The 19130-nt window shown below is 65.0% G+C and carries 16 protein-coding genes; all 16 read left to right on the top strand.

The genetic code is table 11. The annotated features are described in order from the left end of the window. Positions 1–162 precede the first annotated feature (162 nt). The 16 genes from AC3WLM_RS04165 to ftsZ all read left to right on the top strand — a co-directional run bounded on the left by AC3WLM_RS04165 (position 163) and on the right by ftsZ (position 19087). On the top strand, positions 163–660 hold the full coding sequence (locus AC3WLM_RS04165; RefSeq protein ID WP_039334154.1) for a division/cell wall cluster transcriptional repressor MraZ: 498 nt from the start codon (positions 163–165) through the stop codon (positions 658–660). Then, positions 657–1643 (top strand): 16S rRNA (cytosine(1402)-N(4))-methyltransferase RsmH, encoded by a 987-nt coding sequence (rsmH, locus tag AC3WLM_RS04160; protein WP_492476685.1) that lies wholly within the window; start codon positions 657–659, stop codon positions 1641–1643. Before AC3WLM_RS04165 ends, rsmH begins: the two co-directional genes overlap by 4 nt. Then, a complete protein-coding gene (locus AC3WLM_RS04155; protein WP_492476684.1) occupies positions 1640–2458 on the top strand; it encodes a hypothetical protein in 819 nt (272 codons plus the stop codon). Before rsmH ends, AC3WLM_RS04155 begins: the two co-directional genes overlap by 4 nt. Further along, entirely contained in the window at positions 2455–4200 is a 1746-nt protein-coding gene (locus AC3WLM_RS04150; RefSeq protein WP_039334151.1) for a peptidoglycan D,D-transpeptidase FtsI family protein, read from the top strand. The genes AC3WLM_RS04155 and AC3WLM_RS04150 overlap by 4 nt, the downstream gene beginning before the upstream one ends. Beyond that, on the top strand, positions 4197–5645 hold the full coding sequence (locus AC3WLM_RS04145; RefSeq protein ID WP_492476683.1) for a UDP-N-acetylmuramoyl-L-alanyl-D-glutamate--2,6-diaminopimelate ligase: 1449 nt from the start codon (positions 4197–4199) through the stop codon (positions 5643–5645). The genes AC3WLM_RS04150 and AC3WLM_RS04145 overlap by 4 nt, the downstream gene beginning before the upstream one ends. Beyond that, complete coding sequence (locus AC3WLM_RS04140) at positions 5642–7111, top strand: UDP-N-acetylmuramoyl-tripeptide--D-alanyl-D-alanine ligase (protein WP_039334148.1); 1470 nt, start codon at positions 5642–5644, stop codon at positions 7109–7111. The genes AC3WLM_RS04145 and AC3WLM_RS04140 overlap by 4 nt, the downstream gene beginning before the upstream one ends. Next, positions 7112–8176, top strand: a complete 1065-nt coding sequence (gene mraY / locus AC3WLM_RS04135) for a phospho-N-acetylmuramoyl-pentapeptide-transferase (protein WP_039334147.1) — start codon at positions 7112–7114, stop codon at positions 8174–8176. Then, entirely contained in the window at positions 8173–9504 is a 1332-nt protein-coding gene (murD, locus tag AC3WLM_RS04130; RefSeq protein ID WP_062347724.1) for a UDP-N-acetylmuramoyl-L-alanine--D-glutamate ligase, read from the top strand. Before mraY ends, murD begins: the two co-directional genes overlap by 4 nt. A 38-nt stretch (positions 9505–9542) precedes the next feature. Continuing rightward, complete coding sequence (locus tag AC3WLM_RS04125) at positions 9543–10736, top strand: FtsW/RodA/SpoVE family cell cycle protein (protein WP_062347795.1); 1194 nt, start codon at positions 9543–9545, stop codon at positions 10734–10736. Further along, the gene (gene murG / locus AC3WLM_RS04120) at positions 10733–11899 is read left to right on the top strand and encodes an undecaprenyldiphospho-muramoylpentapeptide beta-N-acetylglucosaminyltransferase (protein ID WP_492476682.1); all 1167 of its coding nucleotides are present in this window, start codon (positions 10733–10735) and stop codon (positions 11897–11899) included. The genes AC3WLM_RS04125 and murG overlap by 4 nt, the downstream gene beginning before the upstream one ends. Continuing rightward, on the top strand, positions 11896–13308 hold the full coding sequence (gene murC, locus AC3WLM_RS04115; protein WP_492476681.1) for a UDP-N-acetylmuramate--L-alanine ligase: 1413 nt from the start codon (positions 11896–11898) through the stop codon (positions 13306–13308). The genes murG and murC overlap by 4 nt, the downstream gene beginning before the upstream one ends. Continuing rightward, entirely contained in the window at positions 13305–14198 is an 894-nt protein-coding gene (gene murB / locus AC3WLM_RS04110) for a UDP-N-acetylmuramate dehydrogenase (RefSeq protein WP_492476680.1), read from the top strand. Before murC ends, murB begins: the two co-directional genes overlap by 4 nt. Continuing rightward, positions 14195–15148 (top strand): D-alanine--D-alanine ligase, encoded by a 954-nt coding sequence (locus tag AC3WLM_RS04105; RefSeq protein ID WP_492478090.1) that lies wholly within the window; start codon positions 14195–14197, stop codon positions 15146–15148. Before murB ends, AC3WLM_RS04105 begins: the two co-directional genes overlap by 4 nt. A 3-nt stretch (positions 15149–15151) precedes the next feature. After that, on the top strand, positions 15152–16117 hold the full coding sequence (locus AC3WLM_RS04100) for a cell division protein FtsQ/DivIB (protein WP_492476679.1): 966 nt from the start codon (positions 15152–15154) through the stop codon (positions 16115–16117). Positions 16118–16126: 9 nt separating this feature from the next. Further along, positions 16127–17410, top strand: coding sequence for a cell division protein FtsA (ftsA, locus tag AC3WLM_RS04095; RefSeq protein ID WP_062347718.1), 1284 nt, complete (start codon positions 16127–16129; stop codon positions 17408–17410). A 195-nt stretch (positions 17411–17605) separates the two neighbouring features. Next, a complete protein-coding gene (ftsZ, locus tag AC3WLM_RS04090; RefSeq protein WP_492476678.1) occupies positions 17606–19087 on the top strand; it encodes a cell division protein FtsZ in 1482 nt (493 codons plus the stop codon). Positions 19088–19130 lie beyond the last annotated feature (43 nt).

Genomic DNA, 19130 nt, shown 5'->3' with positions numbered 1-19130 from the left:
GTCCGCATTTTCCCGCATTTTCCCCTTTTCGCCCGCCCCGTCCCGCGTTAGTAGTGTGGGTTATCGGGACGAACTCCAATCGCATCCGCGGGGGATGAGTCGGCAACGCGCGATGGCGCGGGGTCGAGCGATGGAGCTTTGTCCGCGAGCGGGGTGTCCAGCGTGGCGGGAGGGCCGGTAAATCTGGTGGGACAGGGCTTTTCGCCGCGTGGCGAAAAGGGCCGCTTCGTCCTGCCTGCCGACTTCCGCTCCGACATCTACGCAGCTTCCGCCAACCAGCGCGTTCTCTGCCTCGACAAGCACCCCCGCCTGCCTTGTCTGACCGGATTTGGCCTTTCCCGCCTGGATGAACTGGCTGCAGAGATCGATCGCGAGGAAGAGAAGAAGCTCCGGCTGGGCCTCGATTTCGACCGCGATATGGCCGAAGCGCAGGCCTACGGCTTTACCCGCGTCAGCTTCGATGAAAGCGGCCGTTTCGTCCTGCCCGAGTACCTGTCCGAACTCGGCCAGGTGGAGGATGGCCTCTATTTCCATGGTGGCGGCCGCCAGATCACGATCTGGAACCCGCAAATCCTGTTCGAGCAGGGCGATGGCTGGGCCAGCGCCAAGGCTGGCTGCCGAGCGAAGATGGCCGAAGCTGCAAAGGGGAAGCGCAAGTGACCGCCGCAGCGCCAAAAGCCCCGCACATTCCCGTGCTGCTCGAAGAGGTCGTGGCGGCCCTTGATGCAAAGCCGGGCGATCTGATCGTCGACGCGACTTTCGGCGCGGGCGGCTACACCCGGTGCCTGCTGGAATCCGGCGCGACGGTTCACGCCTTCGACCGCGATCCCGATGCGATTGCGGCGGGAAGGCTCTGGGGAGAAACCTGTGGAAAAGATCCGCGCCTCGTTCTGCATCCCCGTCGCTTTTCCGAACTTGCGGAAGGACTTGCAGAGGCCGGAATTGCGGGAGTTCAGGGCGTCGTGTTCGACATCGGCGTGAGCTCGATGCAGCTCGATCAGCCGGGGCGCGGATTTGCGTTCTCGTCGGACGGACCGTTAGACATGCGGATGTCACAGGACGGTCCAAGTGCGGCGGATTTCCTGAATGAAGCGGACGAGGGGGAAATAGCAGACGTTCTCTATCGCTACGGCGAGGAACGCCAATCGCGCCGGATTGCCCGCGCCATCGTGGGCGCCCGTCCTCTCACCACCACCGGCCAGTTTGCCGCGGTCGTACGCAAGGCGCTTGGCTACCGCCCGGACATCAAGGGCCCCAAGGCGCAGAAGGACCCGGCGACCCGCAGTTTCCAGGCCGTGCGCATCCACGTGAATGGCGAACTGGACGAACTGATCGAGGGCCTCGCTGCGGCGGAGAAGGTGCTGGTCCCCGGTGGCCGCATCGCGGTGGTGAGCTTCCACAGCCTCGAGGACCGCATCGTCAAGCAGTTCCTGCGCGAAGCTGCCGGTGCCGTGCCGGCCGGCTCGCGCCACCTGCCGCAAATGGCCGCGAAGGTCGAACCGGTCTTTGAAAAGCCCTCGGCTGCCATTCGTCCGACGCCCGAGGAAGAGGAGCGCAACCCGCGCGCCCGTTCCGCCACGCTGCGCTGGGCCGTGCGCACTTCCGCGCCAGCACGCAATCGTGCCGGGAGGGCTGCGGCATGATCTCGACGACAAGCCGTCTTCGCTCGGTTGGCTGGGTGGTCTTGCTGGGCTTGTGTCTGGCGCTGGTCGTGGCGCTGGCATTCCGGGTCAATGCCTTGCGGAGCCAGATCCATCATGCCGAAGCGCGCATCGTCGCATTAAAGCAGGAGAAGATGTATCTCGAGACGGAATTCGAGACGCGCTCCAATCAGCAGCAGTTGAAAGCCTGGAACGACGTCGAGTTCGGCTATGCCGCGCCCAACGCCAGCCAGTACCTCGAAGGCGAGCGCCAGCTTGCCGCACTGAGCGTGCCCGCCACGCCGGATGCGCCCGCACCGATCCGCGTCGCCAGCGTGGATGACAGCGTGATCGCTTCGGCCGCGTTCCCGGCGATGGTTTCGCCGCTTTCGGGCAAGGCCTTGGCCAGCAATGATAGCAAGGCCGTTGCCAACGATGCCGACGAGGACCGTCCGGCGCGCACTGTCGATCATGCTGAAGCGGTCGAGACGCTGAAAGACCGCCTTGGCAAGGTCGTTGACGCCCGCCCGCGCGGGCCGGTGCGGAAGGAAACGGCTTCGGACAAGGAGCGCCCGGTCAAGAAGGACAAGTCCGAGTCCGCGACGTCGGCCAAGCCCAAGGTGGCGCAGAAGGCTGCTGCCAAGGGCGTTGTTTCCAAGGAGAGGGCAAAGACTGCGAAATCTGACGCGCGACCGGCCAGCAAGCCTGCTGCCAAGGTCAAAGCTGTCGCAACTGCGGAAAAGTCAGGCGCAAGCAAGGCCAAGTCCAGTTCGGCCCCTCGCGCTGCCAAGGGCAAGGAGGCTAAGGCAGCCCGGTGAACGCACTCACCGCCTCAGCCGCCATCGCTTCCGGCCGCGTCCTGCTGGCCAACGTCCGTCAGCGCTCGCTGGTCGAGGCCAAGGTCCGTGCGCTGGTGGTGGCGGGCTTCATCCTGTTCTTTGGCTTCGCGGCGCTCGCAAGGATCGCCCAACTCGGCTTTTTCGAAGGCTCCCCTGAGCGTCGTTCACTGGCCGAAGCGCTGCTCCCCCCGCGAGGCGAGATCACCGATCGCAATGGCGTTCCGCTGGCGCGGGCGTTCCCGGCCTATGCGCTGTGGTACAATCCCAAGGCATTCGGCGAAAACGGCACTCCGCTCGTCAAGTCGCCCGAAGAGGTGGCCAAGGCGCTTGTCGCCATCTTCCCCGACGCCGACTACAACGACCTGCTCCGGCGGCTGAAGTCTGACAAGCCGAGCTATCTGCGCCAGCGTGTGATGCCGGAGGATGCCAACCGCATCTTTGCCTTGGGCGAGCCTGCGCTGGAATTCCCGCGCGAGAACCAACGCTATTACCCGCAAGGATCGCTTGGCGCACACGTGCTCGGCTATGTCGACAGTGAAGGCCATGGCCATGTCGGCATGGAGCAGGTGCTTGAGAAGCAGCTGCTCGATCCTGCCCGGCGTGGCAAGCCGGTGGCGCTTTCCATCGATATGCGGGCACAGGGCGCACTTGAGGACGAACTTGGTCGCGGCATGCTGGAGACCGAGGCCAAGGGCGCGGCAGGCATTGTGCTTGACGTCGACACCGGGGAAATCGTGGCCTTGGCATCGCTGCCTTCGTTCAATCCGAACCGTTCTGACCAAGCGCTCAACAACCTCGTGTTCAACAAGGTGACCAATCAGGTCTACGAACTTGGGTCCACCTTCAAGCCGTTGAGCATCGCTGCGGCAATTGACGCAGGTGTGGTGACCGACCTTTCAGTGCGCTACCCGTCGGACAAGCCGCTGGCGATCGGGGGCTTTCATATCCGCGACAGCCACAGCTTCGGCGCTTCGCTGAACGTGCCCGAGGCGCTGATCCATTCCTCGAACATCGTCACCGCGCAGGTAGCCGACAAGCTTGGCGGGCCGGGTTTGAAGAAGACCATGGCTGCTCTCGGCATGAACGAGCGGCCTTATATCGAACTGCCGGCGCGCGGCTTCCCGCTCTGGCCGCGCGGCACCAACAAGAACGGCGACTGGGCGCGCATCACCACGATGACGGTCAGCTATGGCCATGGCATCGCGGTGACGCCGCTGCACCTGGCAGCAGCCTATGCTGCAATGGTCAACGGCGGCATCTGGCGACCGGCAACGCTGTTCAAGCGTGAGCCGACGCAGATCCCTGAAGGCCGCCGCGTCTACAAGGCTTCGACCAGCGCCCGCATGCGCCAGCTTCTGCGCATGATCGTCGTGGACGGCACCGGCAAGAGCGCCAATGCCTCGGGCTATCGCGTCGGAGGAAAGACCGGCTCGGCGGAAAAGCCCGGCGGGAAGGGCGGCTATAACCGCACTTCGCTCGTCGCGACCTTTGCAGCCGCCTTCCCGATGGACAAGCCGCGCTATGTGGTGATTGCCATGCTCGACGAGCCGAAGGGAACGGCGGCGACATCGTACCAGCGCACTGCCGCATGGAACGCCGCGCCAATCGTCGGCCGCGTCGTTCCGCGCATCGGGCCGTTCCTCGGCGTCGTTCCCGACGATACACGCGATATCGACATTTCGGACTTGTCGCCGCTGGTCGGCAACGGAGATGGTGAATGAAGCTCGGCGCGATCCTCGAAGCAGCGGGTTTCGCAGGTGAGAACGGTGATGCAAACGTCACCGGCTTTGCTATCGACCATCGCAAGGTCGCGCCGGGCACGATCTTCGGCGCCTTCCCCGGCACCCGCTTCAATGGCGAGGACTTCATTGCGGACGCCGTGAAGGCAGGCGCCGTCGCCGTGGTCGCGCGTCCGGGGGCGAAAGTCGAAGGGGCGGTGCACGTTGCCGATGTAGAGCCGCGCCGCGCGTTTGCCGCGCTGGCTGCGCGCTTCTTCCAGCCCGTGCCCGAGACGGTAGTTGCCGTCACCGGGACCAACGGGAAGACGTCCACGGTCGAAATGACGCGCCAGATCTGGCGCATGGCCGGCCATTCTGCTGCATCGATTGGCACGCTCGGCGTGACAACGGCGGACGAAAGCGTCTCCACCGGACTGACCACGCCGGACATCGTGACGTTCCTGTCGAACATGACCGGCCTTGCCCGCGAGGGCGTGACGCATGTTGCCTACGAAGCGTCCAGCCACGGCCTCTCGCAGTACCGCAACGAGGGCCTGCGTGTCGGTGCAGGCGCCTTCACGAACCTCAGCCGCGACCACCTCGATTACCACGCGACGATGGACGATTATTTCGCGGCCAAGATGCGCCTGTTCGACCATGTCGTGGAAGAGAGCGGCACGGCGGTCGTCTGGATGGACGACGAATGGTCGGGACGGGCAGTGGAGCACGTCCGCGCAAGGGGTGTGCGGCTGCTCTCGGTGGGCGAGCAGGGGACCGACATCCGCCTGCTCGCCCGTACCCCTACGCAACTGGGGCAAACGCTCGAAATCGCGTTCGAAGGCCAGGCGCGCAAGATCAACCTGCCGCTGATCGGGGCCTATCAGGCCGCGAACGCGCTGGTCTCGGCAGGGCTGGCAATTGCTTCAAGGACCGATGCGGCGAAGGTATTCGACGCGCTTGGACGGTTGCAGCCCGTGCGCGGGCGGCTGGAGCGTGCGGCGATCAACCGAGCCGGGGCGCCGGTCTATGTCGACTATGCCCATACGCCGGACGCCATCGAGGCCGCGATAGCCGCATTGCGGCCGCATACCTCGGGCCGCCTGATCACGGTGTTCGGTGCCGGTGGCGATCGTGACGGCGGCAAGCGTCCGGAGATGGGCCGTGCAGCCTGTGCCGGCTCGGATCTGGTGATTGTCACCGACGACAATCCGCGCGGCGAAGATCCGGCGGATATCCGCCGCGCAGTCATGGCCGGCTGCGATGGCAAGGCCCGCGAGATCGGGGATCGTCGCGCCGCCATTGCTGCGGCCATTGCCGAGGCAGGCCGTGAAGACATTGTCCTTGTTGCAGGGAAGGGGCACGAACAGGGACAGATCGTGGGCAGGGGCGATGCTGTCCGCATCCTGCCGTTTGACGATGTTCAGGTCGCCAGGGAGTGCACCACATGACCGCCCACCCCGCTTTGATCGCATGGCCAGAGGACCCGTCCGACGCGGCGGGTCTTGCGCTTTGGACGAGCGAGGAAATCGCTGCGGCGACAGGTGGCCGGGCCAGCGCGAAATTCGCGGTTTCCGGTGTCGAGATCGATAGCCGCGAGGTGGTGGAAGGCGACCTGTTCTTTGCCTTGAAGGGCGAAGCTTCGGACGGTCACCGCTACCTCGAGGGCGCATACGGGCGCGGCGCGGCAGGCACGGTCGTCGAACATGCGACGTTCGGCTCGCACGTGCTGGTCGGTAATACGATGGCCGCGCTCGAGGACCTTGGCCGAGCGGCGCGTGCGCGCGTCGATGCCGGCATCATCGGCGTCACGGGTTCCGCAGGCAAGACCGGCGTCAAGGAAGCGCTCTATGCGGCACTCGACCGTGCCAGCAGGGGCCGCGCCCACCGCTCTGTAAAGAGCTACAACAATCACGTCGGTGTTCCGCTGAGCCTTGCGCGGATGCCCGCGCGGACCAGCTTCGGCGTCTTCGAGATGGGCATGAACCACGCAGGGGAACTGGCCGCACTTACCCGGCTGGTCCGTCCCCACGTCGCCATCGTCACCACCATAGCGCCTGCCCACATCGGGCACTTTTCGGGCGAAGAAGCGATTGCCGATGCCAAGGCGGAGATTTTCGAAGGTCTCGAACACGGCGGCGTCGCCATCATCCCGCGCGACAACCGCCACTACGAACGTCTCCATGCCAAGGCGACAAGGCATGCGGGACGGGTGGTCAGCTTCGGACAACATCCCGATGCAGGCGCGCGCCTTGTCGATGCCGTGGCGGCGCCGGGCGGTGGAACCCTGGTGACGGCGGACCTTTCTGGACGCAAGGTCTGCTACACGATCTCGCAACCGGGCGACCACTGGGTCGCCAATTCGCTGGCCATAATGGCTGCCGTCGAAGCGATCGGCGGCGACCTGGGCGCTGCCGGACTGGCGTTGGCCGAGATGGAAGGCCTCGCCGGGCGCGGTGCCCGCCACGAGATTGCCGCTACTGGTGGCGATGGCTCTGGCAAGGCCCTGTTGATCGACGAAAGCTACAACGCCAATCCTGCCTCCATGGCCGTCACCCTGCGCCAACTGGGCGCGACGCCCGCCACCCGCCGCGTTGCCATTCTCGGCGCGATGAAGGAGCTGGGCGAGGCCGAGGCACGCTATCACGCAGAGCTGGCAGGCCCCGTTTCTGAGGGCAAGGTCGACAGGCTGGTGCTGGTAGGCGCCGAAATGGCGGCGTTGGCTGACGCGCTGGGGAAAAGCGGGGCGTTGTCGCTTGCCGGTAAAATCGATGTGGCGCATGTGCAGACGGCTTCGGAGGCGGCGGAATGTCTGGCTGCCGACGGTGTGCGCGGGGGTGATGCGATCCTCGTGAAGGGGTCGAATTCGGTGGGACTGGGCGCGATCGTGCGTTCGCTCACCACCAGGGAACGGTGAATGCTCTACCAGCTGGCCGAGTGGCTGCATTTTGAGGGATTCAGCAACCTCATCCGCTACCAGACGTTCCGCGCGGGCGCGACGTTGCTGACCGCGCTGATGATCGGCCTGATCATCGGTCCGCGCTTCATCAACATGCTGCGCGTGCGCCAGGGGAAGGGGCAGCCGATCCGCGAGGACGGCCCGCAGTCACACCTCGCCAAGCGTGGTACGCCGACCATGGGCGGTCTGATGATCGTCACATCGCTCACGCTGTCGTTGCTGCTGTGGATGGATGTGACCAGCCGCCTCGTCTGGTCCTGCGTGGTCGTGACGCTCGGCTTCGGCCTGATCGGCTTTCTCGACGACTACGACAAGGTGACCAAGTATGCGCACAAGGGCGTTCCTGCCAAGGTGCGCCTCGCCGGTGAGTTCGTCGTGGCCGGGATCGCCGCGTGGCTGGCGGTTGGTGAAACGCACCTTTACGTTCCGCTGTTCAGCAATCTCTATGTGCCGCTCGGGCCGTTCTACTATCTGTTTGCGATTTTCGTGATCGTTGGCGCGGGCAATGCGGTGAACCTTACTGACGGTCTGGACGGCCTTGCCACCATGCCTGTGATCATCGCGGCCGGCACTTTCGCAATTATCGCCTATCTTGCCGGCCGTGTGGACTACTCCACCTACCTCGGCATTCCGCACGTGAAGGGCGCCGGCGAACTTGCCATCTTCTGCGCCGCTATGATGGGGGCGGGTCTTGCCTTCCTGTGGTTCAATGCGCCCCCGGCGGCTGTGTTCATGGGTGACACCGGCAGCCTTGCGCTTGGTGGCGCGCTGGGCGTGATCGCGGTCGCGGCGCATCACGAGATCGTGCTGGCCATTGTCGGCGGACTGTTCGTCATGGAAGCCGTCTCGGTCATCGTGCAGGTGGCGGTCTACAAGCGTACCGGCAAGCGCGTGTTTCGCATGGCACCCATCCACCACCACTTCGAGCAGCTCGGCTGGAAGGAATCGACTGTCGTGATCCGCTTCTGGATCGTGTCGATCGTGCTTGCGCTGATCGGCCTTGCCACGCTGAAGGTGCGATGATCGTCTCGCCCGCCTTCACGGCCAAGCGCTTCGCCGTGCTCGGCCTTGCCCGTTCGGGGCAGGCGAGCGTCGAGGCGCTGCTGGCAGGCGGGGCGGAGGTCACCGTGTGGGACAGCCGTGAGGAACCGCGCGCCGCCTACGAAGGGCGCTGCACCATTGCCGATCCACTGTCGATCGACCTGACCGGATTTGCGGGCGTGGTGGTCAGTCCCGGCGTGCCGCTTAACCGCCATCCGATTGCTGCCCATGCCGCTTCATTCGGCGTGCCAGTGATCGGCGACATCGAGCTTTTCGCGCAAGCCCGCGCCGACCTGCCGCCGCATCGCGTCGTCGGCATCACCGGCACCAACGGCAAGTCGACCACCACGATGCTGGTCCATCACATCTGCCAGGCGGCAGGTCTGCAGGCCCGGCTTGGTGGCAATATCGGCCTGCCGGTCCTTGGGCAGGAGCCGCTGCCCGAAGGCGGCGTCTATGTGCTCGAGCTTTCCAGCTACCAGATCGACCTGACGCAGAGCCTCGATTGCGATGTCGCCGCGCTGATCAACCTCAGCCCTGATCACCTCGACCGCTACGATGGCTTCGATGGCTACGCTGCGTCCAAGGCGCGGCTGTTCCGGATGCAGTCGTCGCGCCATCACGCGGTGTTCGGTTGCGGGGACGAGCACACCCTGAAGATCGCGCGCGAGACTTCGGCCACGCACGACGTGGGCTTCGTCCATGTGGTTCAGCCCGATGCGCTGGAAGGACAGGCGGCATGGCCTTCGCTGCAGGGGCCGCACAACCTGCAGAATGCTGCGATTGCGGTTGAGATCGCCCGCCAGCTCGGCATCGGCGAAGACGTATGGCGTCCGGCGCTGGCCAGCTTTGTCGGCCTGCCGCACCGCATGGAGCGCGTGGCCGAGGCCAACGGCGTCCTTTTCGTAAACGACAGCAAGGCCACCAATCCCGCCTCGACCGCGCCTGCGCTTGGCGCCTACCCGCGTATCCACTGGATACTTGGTGGCCTGCCCAAGAGCGACAATCTCGACGAGTGCGCGCCCTACTTCGACCATGTCGTCGCAGCCTATACGATCGGCGAGGCCGGTCCGATGTTTGCGCAACTTCTTGAACCGCTCATGCCCGTCACCCGCAGCGAGATGATGTGCGATGCGGTTCGCCAGGCGATGGAAGCTGCGCAACCCGGAGACGTGGTAATGCTCTCTCCAGCGTGTGCCAGCTTCGATCAGTTCCGCGATTTCGAGGCGCGGGGCGACAGCTTCCGCCAGATCGTCGAAGCGCTGATCGAGGATCGCGAGGCACCCTGTCCGCCAGGAACCGGGTCATGAGCACGACGCCAACTCCGACACGCCTTGTGACCACCACCATGCCCGATGGCGGCGTGCGCGTGGTCGGCCACGGTGCGCGCTTTCGCCGCAGCCGTCGCAGCGAACTGCTGATCTGGTGGCGCGAGATCGATCGGGTGCTGTTGACGCTGATCCTCTCGCTGGTGACGATCGGCTGTATCGCCGTCGCTGCTGCTTCCCCTGCTTCGGCGCATCGCCTTTCCACGAACCAGAAGTCGCTCGGTGATCTTTACTTCTTCTGGATTCACCTGCGTTGGGTCGCGGTGGGGCTGGTCGCGATGTTCTTTGCGTCTGTCCTGCCCAAGGAGGCGGCTCGACGCGGGGCCATCCTGCTCGCGGCGGCGATGATTTTTGCGCTGGTGCTGGTGCCGCTTGTCGGCAGCGAGGTTAAGGGTGCGAAACGCTGGCTGTGGATCGGCTTCAGCCTGCAGCCTTCGGAGTTTCTCAAGCCCGGTTTCGCCATCGCCCTCGCCTGGATCCTGTCGTGGCGGGTGCGCGATCCGAACATTCCCGTCATACCCATCACCGTGGCGATCATGGGGCTGGTCGGCATCCTGCTGATGGCCCAACCGGACTTCGGTTCCACGATGCTGTTCGGCGGCGTGTGGTTCGTGCTGGCGCTGCTCTCGGGCCTGTCGGTCAACAAAATCCTTTACGCCATGGGCGGGCTGATCCTGGTGGTCATTGCCGCGTACTTCTTCTACCCGAACGCAACGCACCGCATCGACAACTTCATTTCGGGTGGCAGCGAGTTTGACCAGGTCGACCTTGCCATGCGCACGCTGATGAACGGCGGGTGGAGCGGGACCGGTCTGTGGCTCGGCAGCCGCAAGAACGCGCTGCCCGAAGCGCACACCGATTACATCTTTTCGGTGGTCGGAGAGGAATTCGGGCTGATCGCCTGCGCGGTGATCGTCACGATCTATTGCGCGATCGCGCTGCGCGTGCTGATGCGCCTGCTCGATGAGGACGATCTGTTCACCATCCTTGCGGCAGCCGGGCTGACCGCGCAGCTGGTCGGGCAGGCGTTCATCAACATTCTTGTGAACCTGCAACTTTTCCCTTCGAAAGGCATGACCTTGCCGCTGATCAGCTACGGCGGATCGTCGACCATCGCGCTGCTCATGGGCGTCGGGCTGCTGCTCGCGATCACGAGGCGCAACCCCTACCTTTCGCGCGAGAAGTTCGACGTTACGGAACTGGTGCGCAAATGAGTGGCGCTTCTCGGCATTACGTGCTCGCTGCGGGCGGCACGGGCGGACACCTTATTCCGGCCTTCGCGCTGGCGGTCGAGCTGGAACGCCGCGGCCACCACGTGGCTCTGGTTACGGACGAGCGCGGCGCGAAGATCCCCGGCAAGCCTGATTTCATGCCGGCGCACGTTCTTCCGGCCGGGCGTCTGGCAAAAAGTCCGGTGGCGCTGCTCAAGGGCCTGAGCGCGATCTGGCAGGGCAGGGCGATGGCTCTGCGCCTGTTCGAAAGCTTCGAGCCGTCGTGCGTGATCGGCTTTGGCGGTTACCCCGCACTGCCAGCGCTGCTGGCGGCTCATTCGGCGAAGATCCCCACGGTGATCCACGAACAGAACGCGGTGCTGGGCCGGGTCAACCGCTTCCTTGCCAAGCGTGTGGACGCCATTGCGACGGCTTACGGAGAAGTGGATCGGCTTGATCCCAAGCTTTGGGGCAAGGTCCACCGCGTCGGCAATCCGGTGCGTCCAGAGGTGCTGGCACTGCGCGGCGAACCGTTCCCCGAGTTCACCGAGGACAGCCTGTTTCGCGTGCTGGTGACCGGTGGCAGCCAGGGCGCTTCGGTTCTTTCGGAGGTCGTGCCCGATGGCCTTGCCATGCTGCCGCCCGCACTGCGCCATCGCTTGCAGGTAACGCAGCAGTGCCGTCCCGAAGACCTTGAAGCCGTCCGCGCACGCTACGCATCGCATGAGATCCCGGCTGAACTTGGCACCTATTTCGAGGATATGCAGTCGCGCCTTGCGGGAACGCACTTGTTCATCGGCCGCGCCGGCGCTTCGACGATTGCCGAGCTGACAGCAGTGGGCCGCCCAGCGATCCTCGTGCCGCTTCCCATCGCTACCGATGACCATCAGGCCGCCAATACGCGCGAGATGGTTTCAGCGGGCGGCGCCCGTGCCATCCGGCAGACCGGCTTCACTCCCAAGGAACTGGCGAAACAGATTCAGGCCATGGCCCAGCACCCGCATACCCTTGCCAATGCCGCGCATGCCGCGTGGAACTGTGGCCTGCCCAACGCCGTCAGCGATCTTGCCGATCTGGTCGAGAGCTTCGGGGGCGAGCCGATCATGGACGTGATCCGCGTCGATACGCGCAGCGCTGCGCCTGCGGGGCAGGAGCAACTGGCATGAAGGGCGTCGGCACCGAGATCGGGACGATCCACTTCGTCGGCATCGGCGGCATCGGCATGTCGGGCATTGCCGAAGTCATGCACAACATGGGCTATTCGGTGCAGGGTTCCGACATGGCCGAAAGCTATGTCGTCGATGGCCTGCGCTCGCGTGGCATCAAGGTGATGATCGGGCAGAAGTCCGAGAACGTTGATGGCGTGGCTGTGGTTGTGACTTCCACCGCCGTTAAGCGCGACAATCCCGAAGTCGTCGCTGCGCTGGAAAACCGCATCCCGGTTGTACGCCGCGCCGAAATGCTGGCCGAACTGATGCGGCTGAAGAGCACGGTCGCGGTTGCTGGCACGCACGGCAAGACGACGACGACCTCGATGGTCGCCTGCCTGCTCGATGCCGGGGGCATAGACCCCACGGTGATCAACGGCGGCATCATCAATTCCTATGGCTCCAACGCGCGTCTGGGCGACAGCGAGTGGATGGTGGTCGAGGCGGACGAGAGCGACGGCTCGTTCCTGCGGCTCGATGGCACGCTGGCGGTCGTCACCAACATCGACCCGGAACACCTCGATCACTACGGCAGCTTCGACAAGGTGAAGTCGGCCTTCGTCGAGTTCATCGAGAACGTGCCGTTCTACGGCGCAGCCATGCTGTGCATTGATCACCCTGAAGTGCAGGCGATCATCCCCAAGGTACGGGACCGCCGCGTCGTGACCTACGGCTTCTCTGCGCAAGCCGACGTGCGCGGCGAAGCCGTCACGCCGATCCCTGGCGGCAATCGCTTTACTGCCGTGCTGCGCCAGCGCGATGGCTCGTTCCGCCGCATCGAGGGCATCGAACTGCCGATGCCGGGCCGCCACAACGTCCAGAACGCACTCGCTGCGGTCGCGGTCGCAGTGGAAATGGGCGTTTCCGACGAACTCATCCGCACCGGCTTCGGCAAGTTCGGCGGGGTCAAGCGCCGTTTCACCAAGGTTGGCGAAGTCGATGGCGTTACGGTGATCGACGATTACGGCCACCATCCTGTGGAAATCCGCGCCGTTCTTGCTGCCGCGCGTGAAGGCGTGCAGGGCCGGGTCATCGCCGTGGTTCAGCCGCACCGCTTCACTCGCCTTCGCGACCACTTGGATGACTTCCAGGGCGCCTTCAACGATGCCGACGTCGTCTATGCCGCGCCGGTCTATCCCGCTGGCGAACAGCCGATCGAGGGCGTGGACAGCGCCGCGATGGTCGAAGGCATCAAGGCGCGCGGCCACCGCTCGGCGCATCTGACAGCCGGGGCCGACGCGCTGGCAAAGGAACTCGCCGCAACGGCGCAGCCCGGTGACATGGTCGTCTGCCTCGGCGCGGGCGACATCACCAAGTGGGCAGCGGGTCTTGCCGACGCGATTGCGCGTGAAAGGGGGCAGGGGTGACCACTCTTGCGCTGCCTTCGGTTCGCGGCAAGCTGACACCGAATGCCCCACTTGCCCCGTTGGTCTGGTTCAAGTCCGGCGGCACTGCCGATTGGCTGTTCGAGCCCAAGGACATTGCCGACCTGAAGGAGTTTCTCGCGGGTCTGGCGCCGGACGTGCCCGTCATGGCGCTGGGCCTGGGCTCCAACCTGATCGTTCGCGATGGAGGCGTTCCGGGCGTCGTCATTCGTCTGGGCAAGGCTTTCGCCAAGGTCGAGAAGGTCGACGAGGTCACGCTCAACTGCGGCGGCGGAGCCAGCGGCATTCTCGTATCGTCCACTGCGCGTGACAACGGCATCGCGGGCCTCGAATTCCTGCGCTCGATCCCCGGCACTGTCGGCGGCTTCGTGCGCATGAACGGCGGCGCCTATGGCCGCGAGGTCAAGGACGTGCTGATCGATTGCGATGTGGTGATCCGATCGGGCGAGGTGGCGACGCTGCCGGTCTCCGAACTCGGCTATACCTATCGCCACTCCGACCTGACCGATGGCTCCATTGTCGTCGCCGCGCGTTTCCGCGGGCATCCGGGCGAGCCCGCAGCGATCCAGGCTGAAATGGACCGTATCAGCGCGGCGCGCGAAGCTTCGCAGCCGCTGCGCTCCAAGACTGGTGGCTCCACCTTCAAGAACCCTGATGGCGCGAAGGCGTGGGAACTGGTCGACAAGGCCGGTTGCCGTGGGCTCACGATGGGCGGCGCACAGGTTAGCGAAAAGCACACCAACTTCCTGATCAACACCGGCGAGGCCACCAGTGCCGAGATCGAAGCGCTGGGCGAGGAAGTGCGCAAGCGCGTGAAGAATATGTCGGGCGTGGAGCTCGAATGGGAAATCAAGAGGATTGGCAGACCGTGACGCTTTCAAAACTCCACGTCGCGGTGCTGATGGGCGGCTGGTCGAGCGAGCGCCCCGTCAGCCTCATGTCGGGCGAAGGCGTGGCCAAGGCGCTTGAGTCGAAGGGCCACAAGGTCTCGCGGATCGACATGGATCGCGAGGTTGCCCTGCGCTTGGCTGAAGCCAAGCCCGATGTCGTGTTCAATGCGCTTCACGGCACGCCCGGCGAGGATGGCTCGATCCAGGGTCTGATGGACATCATGGGGCTGACCTATACCCATTCCGGCCTCGCCACCTCGGTCATCGCGATCGACAAGGAGCTGACCAAGCAGGCGCTGGTGCCGCATGGCATCCCCATGCCGGGCGGACGAATCGTGCGCACGGATGAGCTCTACAAGGCCGACCCCCTGCCGCGTCCTTATGTGCTCAAGCCAGTGAACGAAGGCTCGTCGGTTGGCGTTGCGATCGTCACGGCAGACGGCAATTACGGCAATCCGATCAGCGCCGACGCGCGCGGGCCATGGCAGGAGTTCGACGAGCTTCTTGCGGAACCCTTCATTCGTGGCCGCGAATTGACCACGGCGGTGATCGGCGACCGTGCGCTGCTCGTCACCGAACTGCGCCCCAAGTCCGGTTTTTACGATTTCGACGCCAAGTACACCGACGGCATGACCGATCACATCTGCCCGGCCGAAATACCCGACGAAATCACCGAGGCATGCAAGCAGATCGCCCTGCGCGCGCACCAGTTGCTAGGCTGCAAGGGCACCAGCCGCTCCGACTTTCGCTGGGACGACGAGCAGGGCGTGGAAGGCCTGTTCCTGCTGGAGGTCAACACTCAGCCCGGCATGACTCCGCTCAGCCTCGTACCCGAGCAGGCCAGGGCACTGGGCATGGACTATCCCGATCTGGTCGAGGCGATCATCGCCGAGGCCCTGAAGGACTCCGGCAAGGCAATGGAGAAGGCCTGAACCATGGCGCAGACGATCAAGCGTGGCGGAAAGGGCGTGCGGCGGGCAGCGGCCGCACGGACGACGCAGCGCAAGGTCCAGGCTGCGCGCCAGCAGACCGGTTCGGTGCTCGACACCATGATGCACTGGCTGCCGTTCAGCGAGGAGACGCTGCACCGCATCCTCATGACGCTGATTCTGGCGGCTGCAGCCGCAATCGTGTGGACCGTGGCGGTCATGGCTGGAATCCCGACGCTTGCGTCCGAACAGGCGGCGCTGATCGCGTCCGATGCCGGGTTCAAGGTCAGCCATCTCGAGGTTCGCGGCGTCAACCGCATGAACGAGCAGCGCATCTACGAGCGTGTGCTTGGCCAGAACGATCGAGCGATGACCACGCTCGATCTCGCCGCGCTGCGCGACGAACTGAACCAGTTGCCGTGGGTCAAGGATGCCCGCGTTTCGCGCAAGCTGCCCGACACGTTGGTGATCGACATCGTCGAGCGCAATCCGCATGCCGTGCTGCGCAAGCCCGACCGCATGGTGCTGATTGACGATTCCGGCGTGGAGCTCGAGACCGTGAAGCTCGACAAGGCCAAGGGTATGCTCGTGCTGTCGGGCCTCGGCGTCGGCCAGCGTGTTCAGGACCTCACGCGGCTGCTGGATGCCGCGCCTGCTTTGAAGCCGCAGGTTTCGGAAGCCGAATGGGTTGGCAATCGCCGCTGGAACCTCACGTTCAAGACGGGGCAGGTTCTTGCCCTGCCTGAAGGCGACGAGAAGTCTGCCGGAGCGCTGCTGAGTTTCGCCCGGATGGACGGGGTGAACCGGCTGCTCGGAGGCAAGGTCGCCGCGTTCGACATGCGCGCGCCCGACCGCATCTACATGCGCGTGCCAGGGCACGCCGACGAAGTTGCGGCGGAAAAGCGCGCTGCCGATCAGGCCAAGGCCGAAGCCAAGCGCATCGCGGCTGCGGCCAAGAGCGACGAGGGCTGATCCACCGCAATGGCAACGCCCCGCATCACCAAGGTCTTTGCTGCCGTAAACATCGGCTCGTTCCGCGTTTCTGCGATGATCGCGGGGCTTTCGGAAACGGGCGAGATGGTCGTTCTTGGTTCCGGCCACCGCGCCGCCCAAGGGATCAAGCGCGGCTATGTCACCGACATGCAGGCGGCGACCCATTCGGTGCGCGACGCGATCGAGCGTGCCGAGAAGATGGCCAATGTCGATATCCAGAAGGTCTGGATCGGCTGTGCCGGTGCAGGCCTTGCCAGCACCACTGCGCGGGTCGAGGTCGAGGTCGGCGGACGGCGGATCGAACAGGACGACATCGAGCATTTGCTGGTGGCCGGACGTGGCGTGATCCAGCCAGACGGACGCACCGTGCTTCACGCCCAGCCTGCGCACTACACGCTCGATGGCGCCCACGGCGTGCCCAACCCCAAGGGCCTTCATGCCGAACGGCTTGCCGTCGACATCCACGTGATGCTTGCCGATGGCGCGCCGGTCCGCAATCTTCGGGAGGCAGTGCAGAACGCCCATCTTGAAGTCGAAGCTGTCGTCGGATCGCCGGTCGCCGCCGGGCACGCCTGCCTCACGCCGGAAGAGCGGGAACTGGGCGTGGCGCTGGTCGAGTTCGGGGCGGAGGTCACGACGGTATCGGTCTATGCGGCGGGCATGCTGCTCGGCATGCAGGTGATCCAGTACGGCTCGGGCGATATCACCGACGCGATCGCCTCGGCCTTCGGCATTCGTCGCTATCAGGCCGAACGGCTCAAGTGCATGTCCGGCTCGGCAATTGCCAGCCCTGCTGACCATCGCGAGATGATCCCGGTCAACGCGCCGGGAGATCCCGAAGGCGGTCCGGTTGCTCGTCATGCCGACGACAAGAACCGCATTCCGCGGGCAGAGCTGATCTCGGTCATTACCCAGCAACTGGGCTTCTTCACCGAGGAAGTGGGCAAGTCCCTGAAGTCGATGGGCTTTGTTGGCCAGACCGGGCAGCAGGTCGTGCTGACCGGAGGTGGCGCGCAGCTTCCCGGGCTTGCCGACTATGCGCAATCGGCGCTCGGTCGGCCCGTGCGCATAGGTTCGCCGCCGACGATGCTCGGCCTTCCGCCCGGCCATGCCACGCCAAGTTCCTCCACCCTTGTAGGGCTCGTCCTGTTTGCTGCGGCTGATCCGGTGGACATTCGCGCCATCGGTCCAGCCAACGATCCGGTTGGCGGAGCATATGGCGGCAAGAAGCTGCTGATTCGCCTCATGCGGGCGGTAAGGGATTACTTCTGAACGGGCTTTCGGCCCGGTTCAGCGCTCTCGGGGCGCGAAGTTGGCCCGTCATGGTGTTGCAACCTGTGGAAAAGGTTGCTGCGCCTTTGATTCGCCGCGCAGCCTTGTGCAACAGGTTAATGTGAAGCTTTCCAATCTCGTTTGGTGCGCGTTCCGGCCAGCAGCGAGACATATGACCCGATTGGGAGACCGACTATGAGCATCAACATCGGACCGCCGGCAATTGACGAACTTCGTCCCCGGATCACGGTGATCGGGGTTGGTGGTGCAGGCGGCAATGCCATCGCCAACATGATCAACGCGCAGATCGAGGGCGTCGAGTTCATCGTCGTCAATACCGACGCGCAGGCGCTCAACAATTCGATCGCCGAGAACCGCATCCAGCTCGGGCCGGACATCACGCAGGGCCTTGGTGCAGGCGCCCGTCCCGAAGTGGGTCGCGCTGCTGCGGAAGAGACGATCGAGGAACTCGAGCGCGCGCTGGAAGGCGTGCACATGGTGTTCATCGCGGCCGGCATGGGCGGCGGCACCGGCACGGGCGCGGCTCCTGTGATTGCTGAAGCGGCGCGTCGCAAGGGCGTGCTGACGGTGGGCGTGGTGACCAAGCCGTTCCTGTTCGAAGGCACGCGCCGCATGCGCTCGGCCGAAAGCGGCATCGAGGAGCTGCAGAAGCACGTCGATACGCTGATCGTCATCCCCAACCAGAACCTGTTCCTGGTGGCCAAGGCCGAAACGACCTTCAAGGAAGCGTTCCAGCTGGCTGACGAAGTGCTGCAGCAGGGCGTCCGCTCGATCACCGACCTCATGGTCATGCCGGGCCTGATCAACCTCGACTTTGCCGACGTGCGGTCGGTCATGGGCGAGATGGGCAAGGCGATGATGGGTACGGGCGAGGGCGAAGGTCCGAACCGTGCGCTCGAAGCCGCCGAACGCGCCATCGCCAATCCGCTGCTCGATGGCGTGTCGATGCAGGGCGCCAAGGGCGTGATCATCTCGATCATCGGCGGCGACGACATGAAGCTGCTCGAGGTTGACGAAGCCGCCAACCACATTCGCGAACTGGTCGATCCGAACGCGAACATCATCTGGGGTTCGGCCTTCAATCCCGATCTCGATGGCAAGATCCGGGTTTCGGTTGTCGCGACCGGCATCGAACAAAGCCAGGAGCAGGCCGAAATCGCGTCGCGTCCGGTCTCGATTCCTAGCAGTGCGCGCGGTCCTGCCGTGCCAACGGCTGCGCCTGCGGCACCGGTCTACACGCCGCCGCCCGCCGCCGCCCCGGAGCCTGCTCAACCGGCATGGACGCCGGCTGCCGAGCAGGTCCAGCCCGAAGTGCCAGCGGCGCCCGAGCCGGAACCGCTTGATCTGACGCTGGACCTTTCTGCCGCGCAGGAAGAACCCGCCTCGGAAGAGTTGCTTCTGGGTGGCCTGGAGGCTCCTGCCGAACCGCCAGTGGCCGCGCCGGCACCCGCGCCCGCGCCCGATCCTGCGCCCCAGATGCCCCGCCTTGGCCGCGCGCCGGAGCAAGAGCCTGCAAAGCCTGCCGGTGGCAGCACCCTGTTCGAGCGCATGGCCAATCTTTCGCGCGGTAACCGCGCGCCCACCGGCGACGACGATGGCGATGAAGGCGGCTCGCTCAACATTCCGCGCTTCCTCGGTCGCCAGAACAACCAGTAACCAGTTGCGAAGCGGCGGCCCTTGTTGCCGCCGCTTCATCTTC

Source organism: Novosphingobium sp. FW305-C-30-35, assembly GCF_058783135.1.
This window is presented reverse-complemented; position numbering and strand designations above follow the sequence as displayed.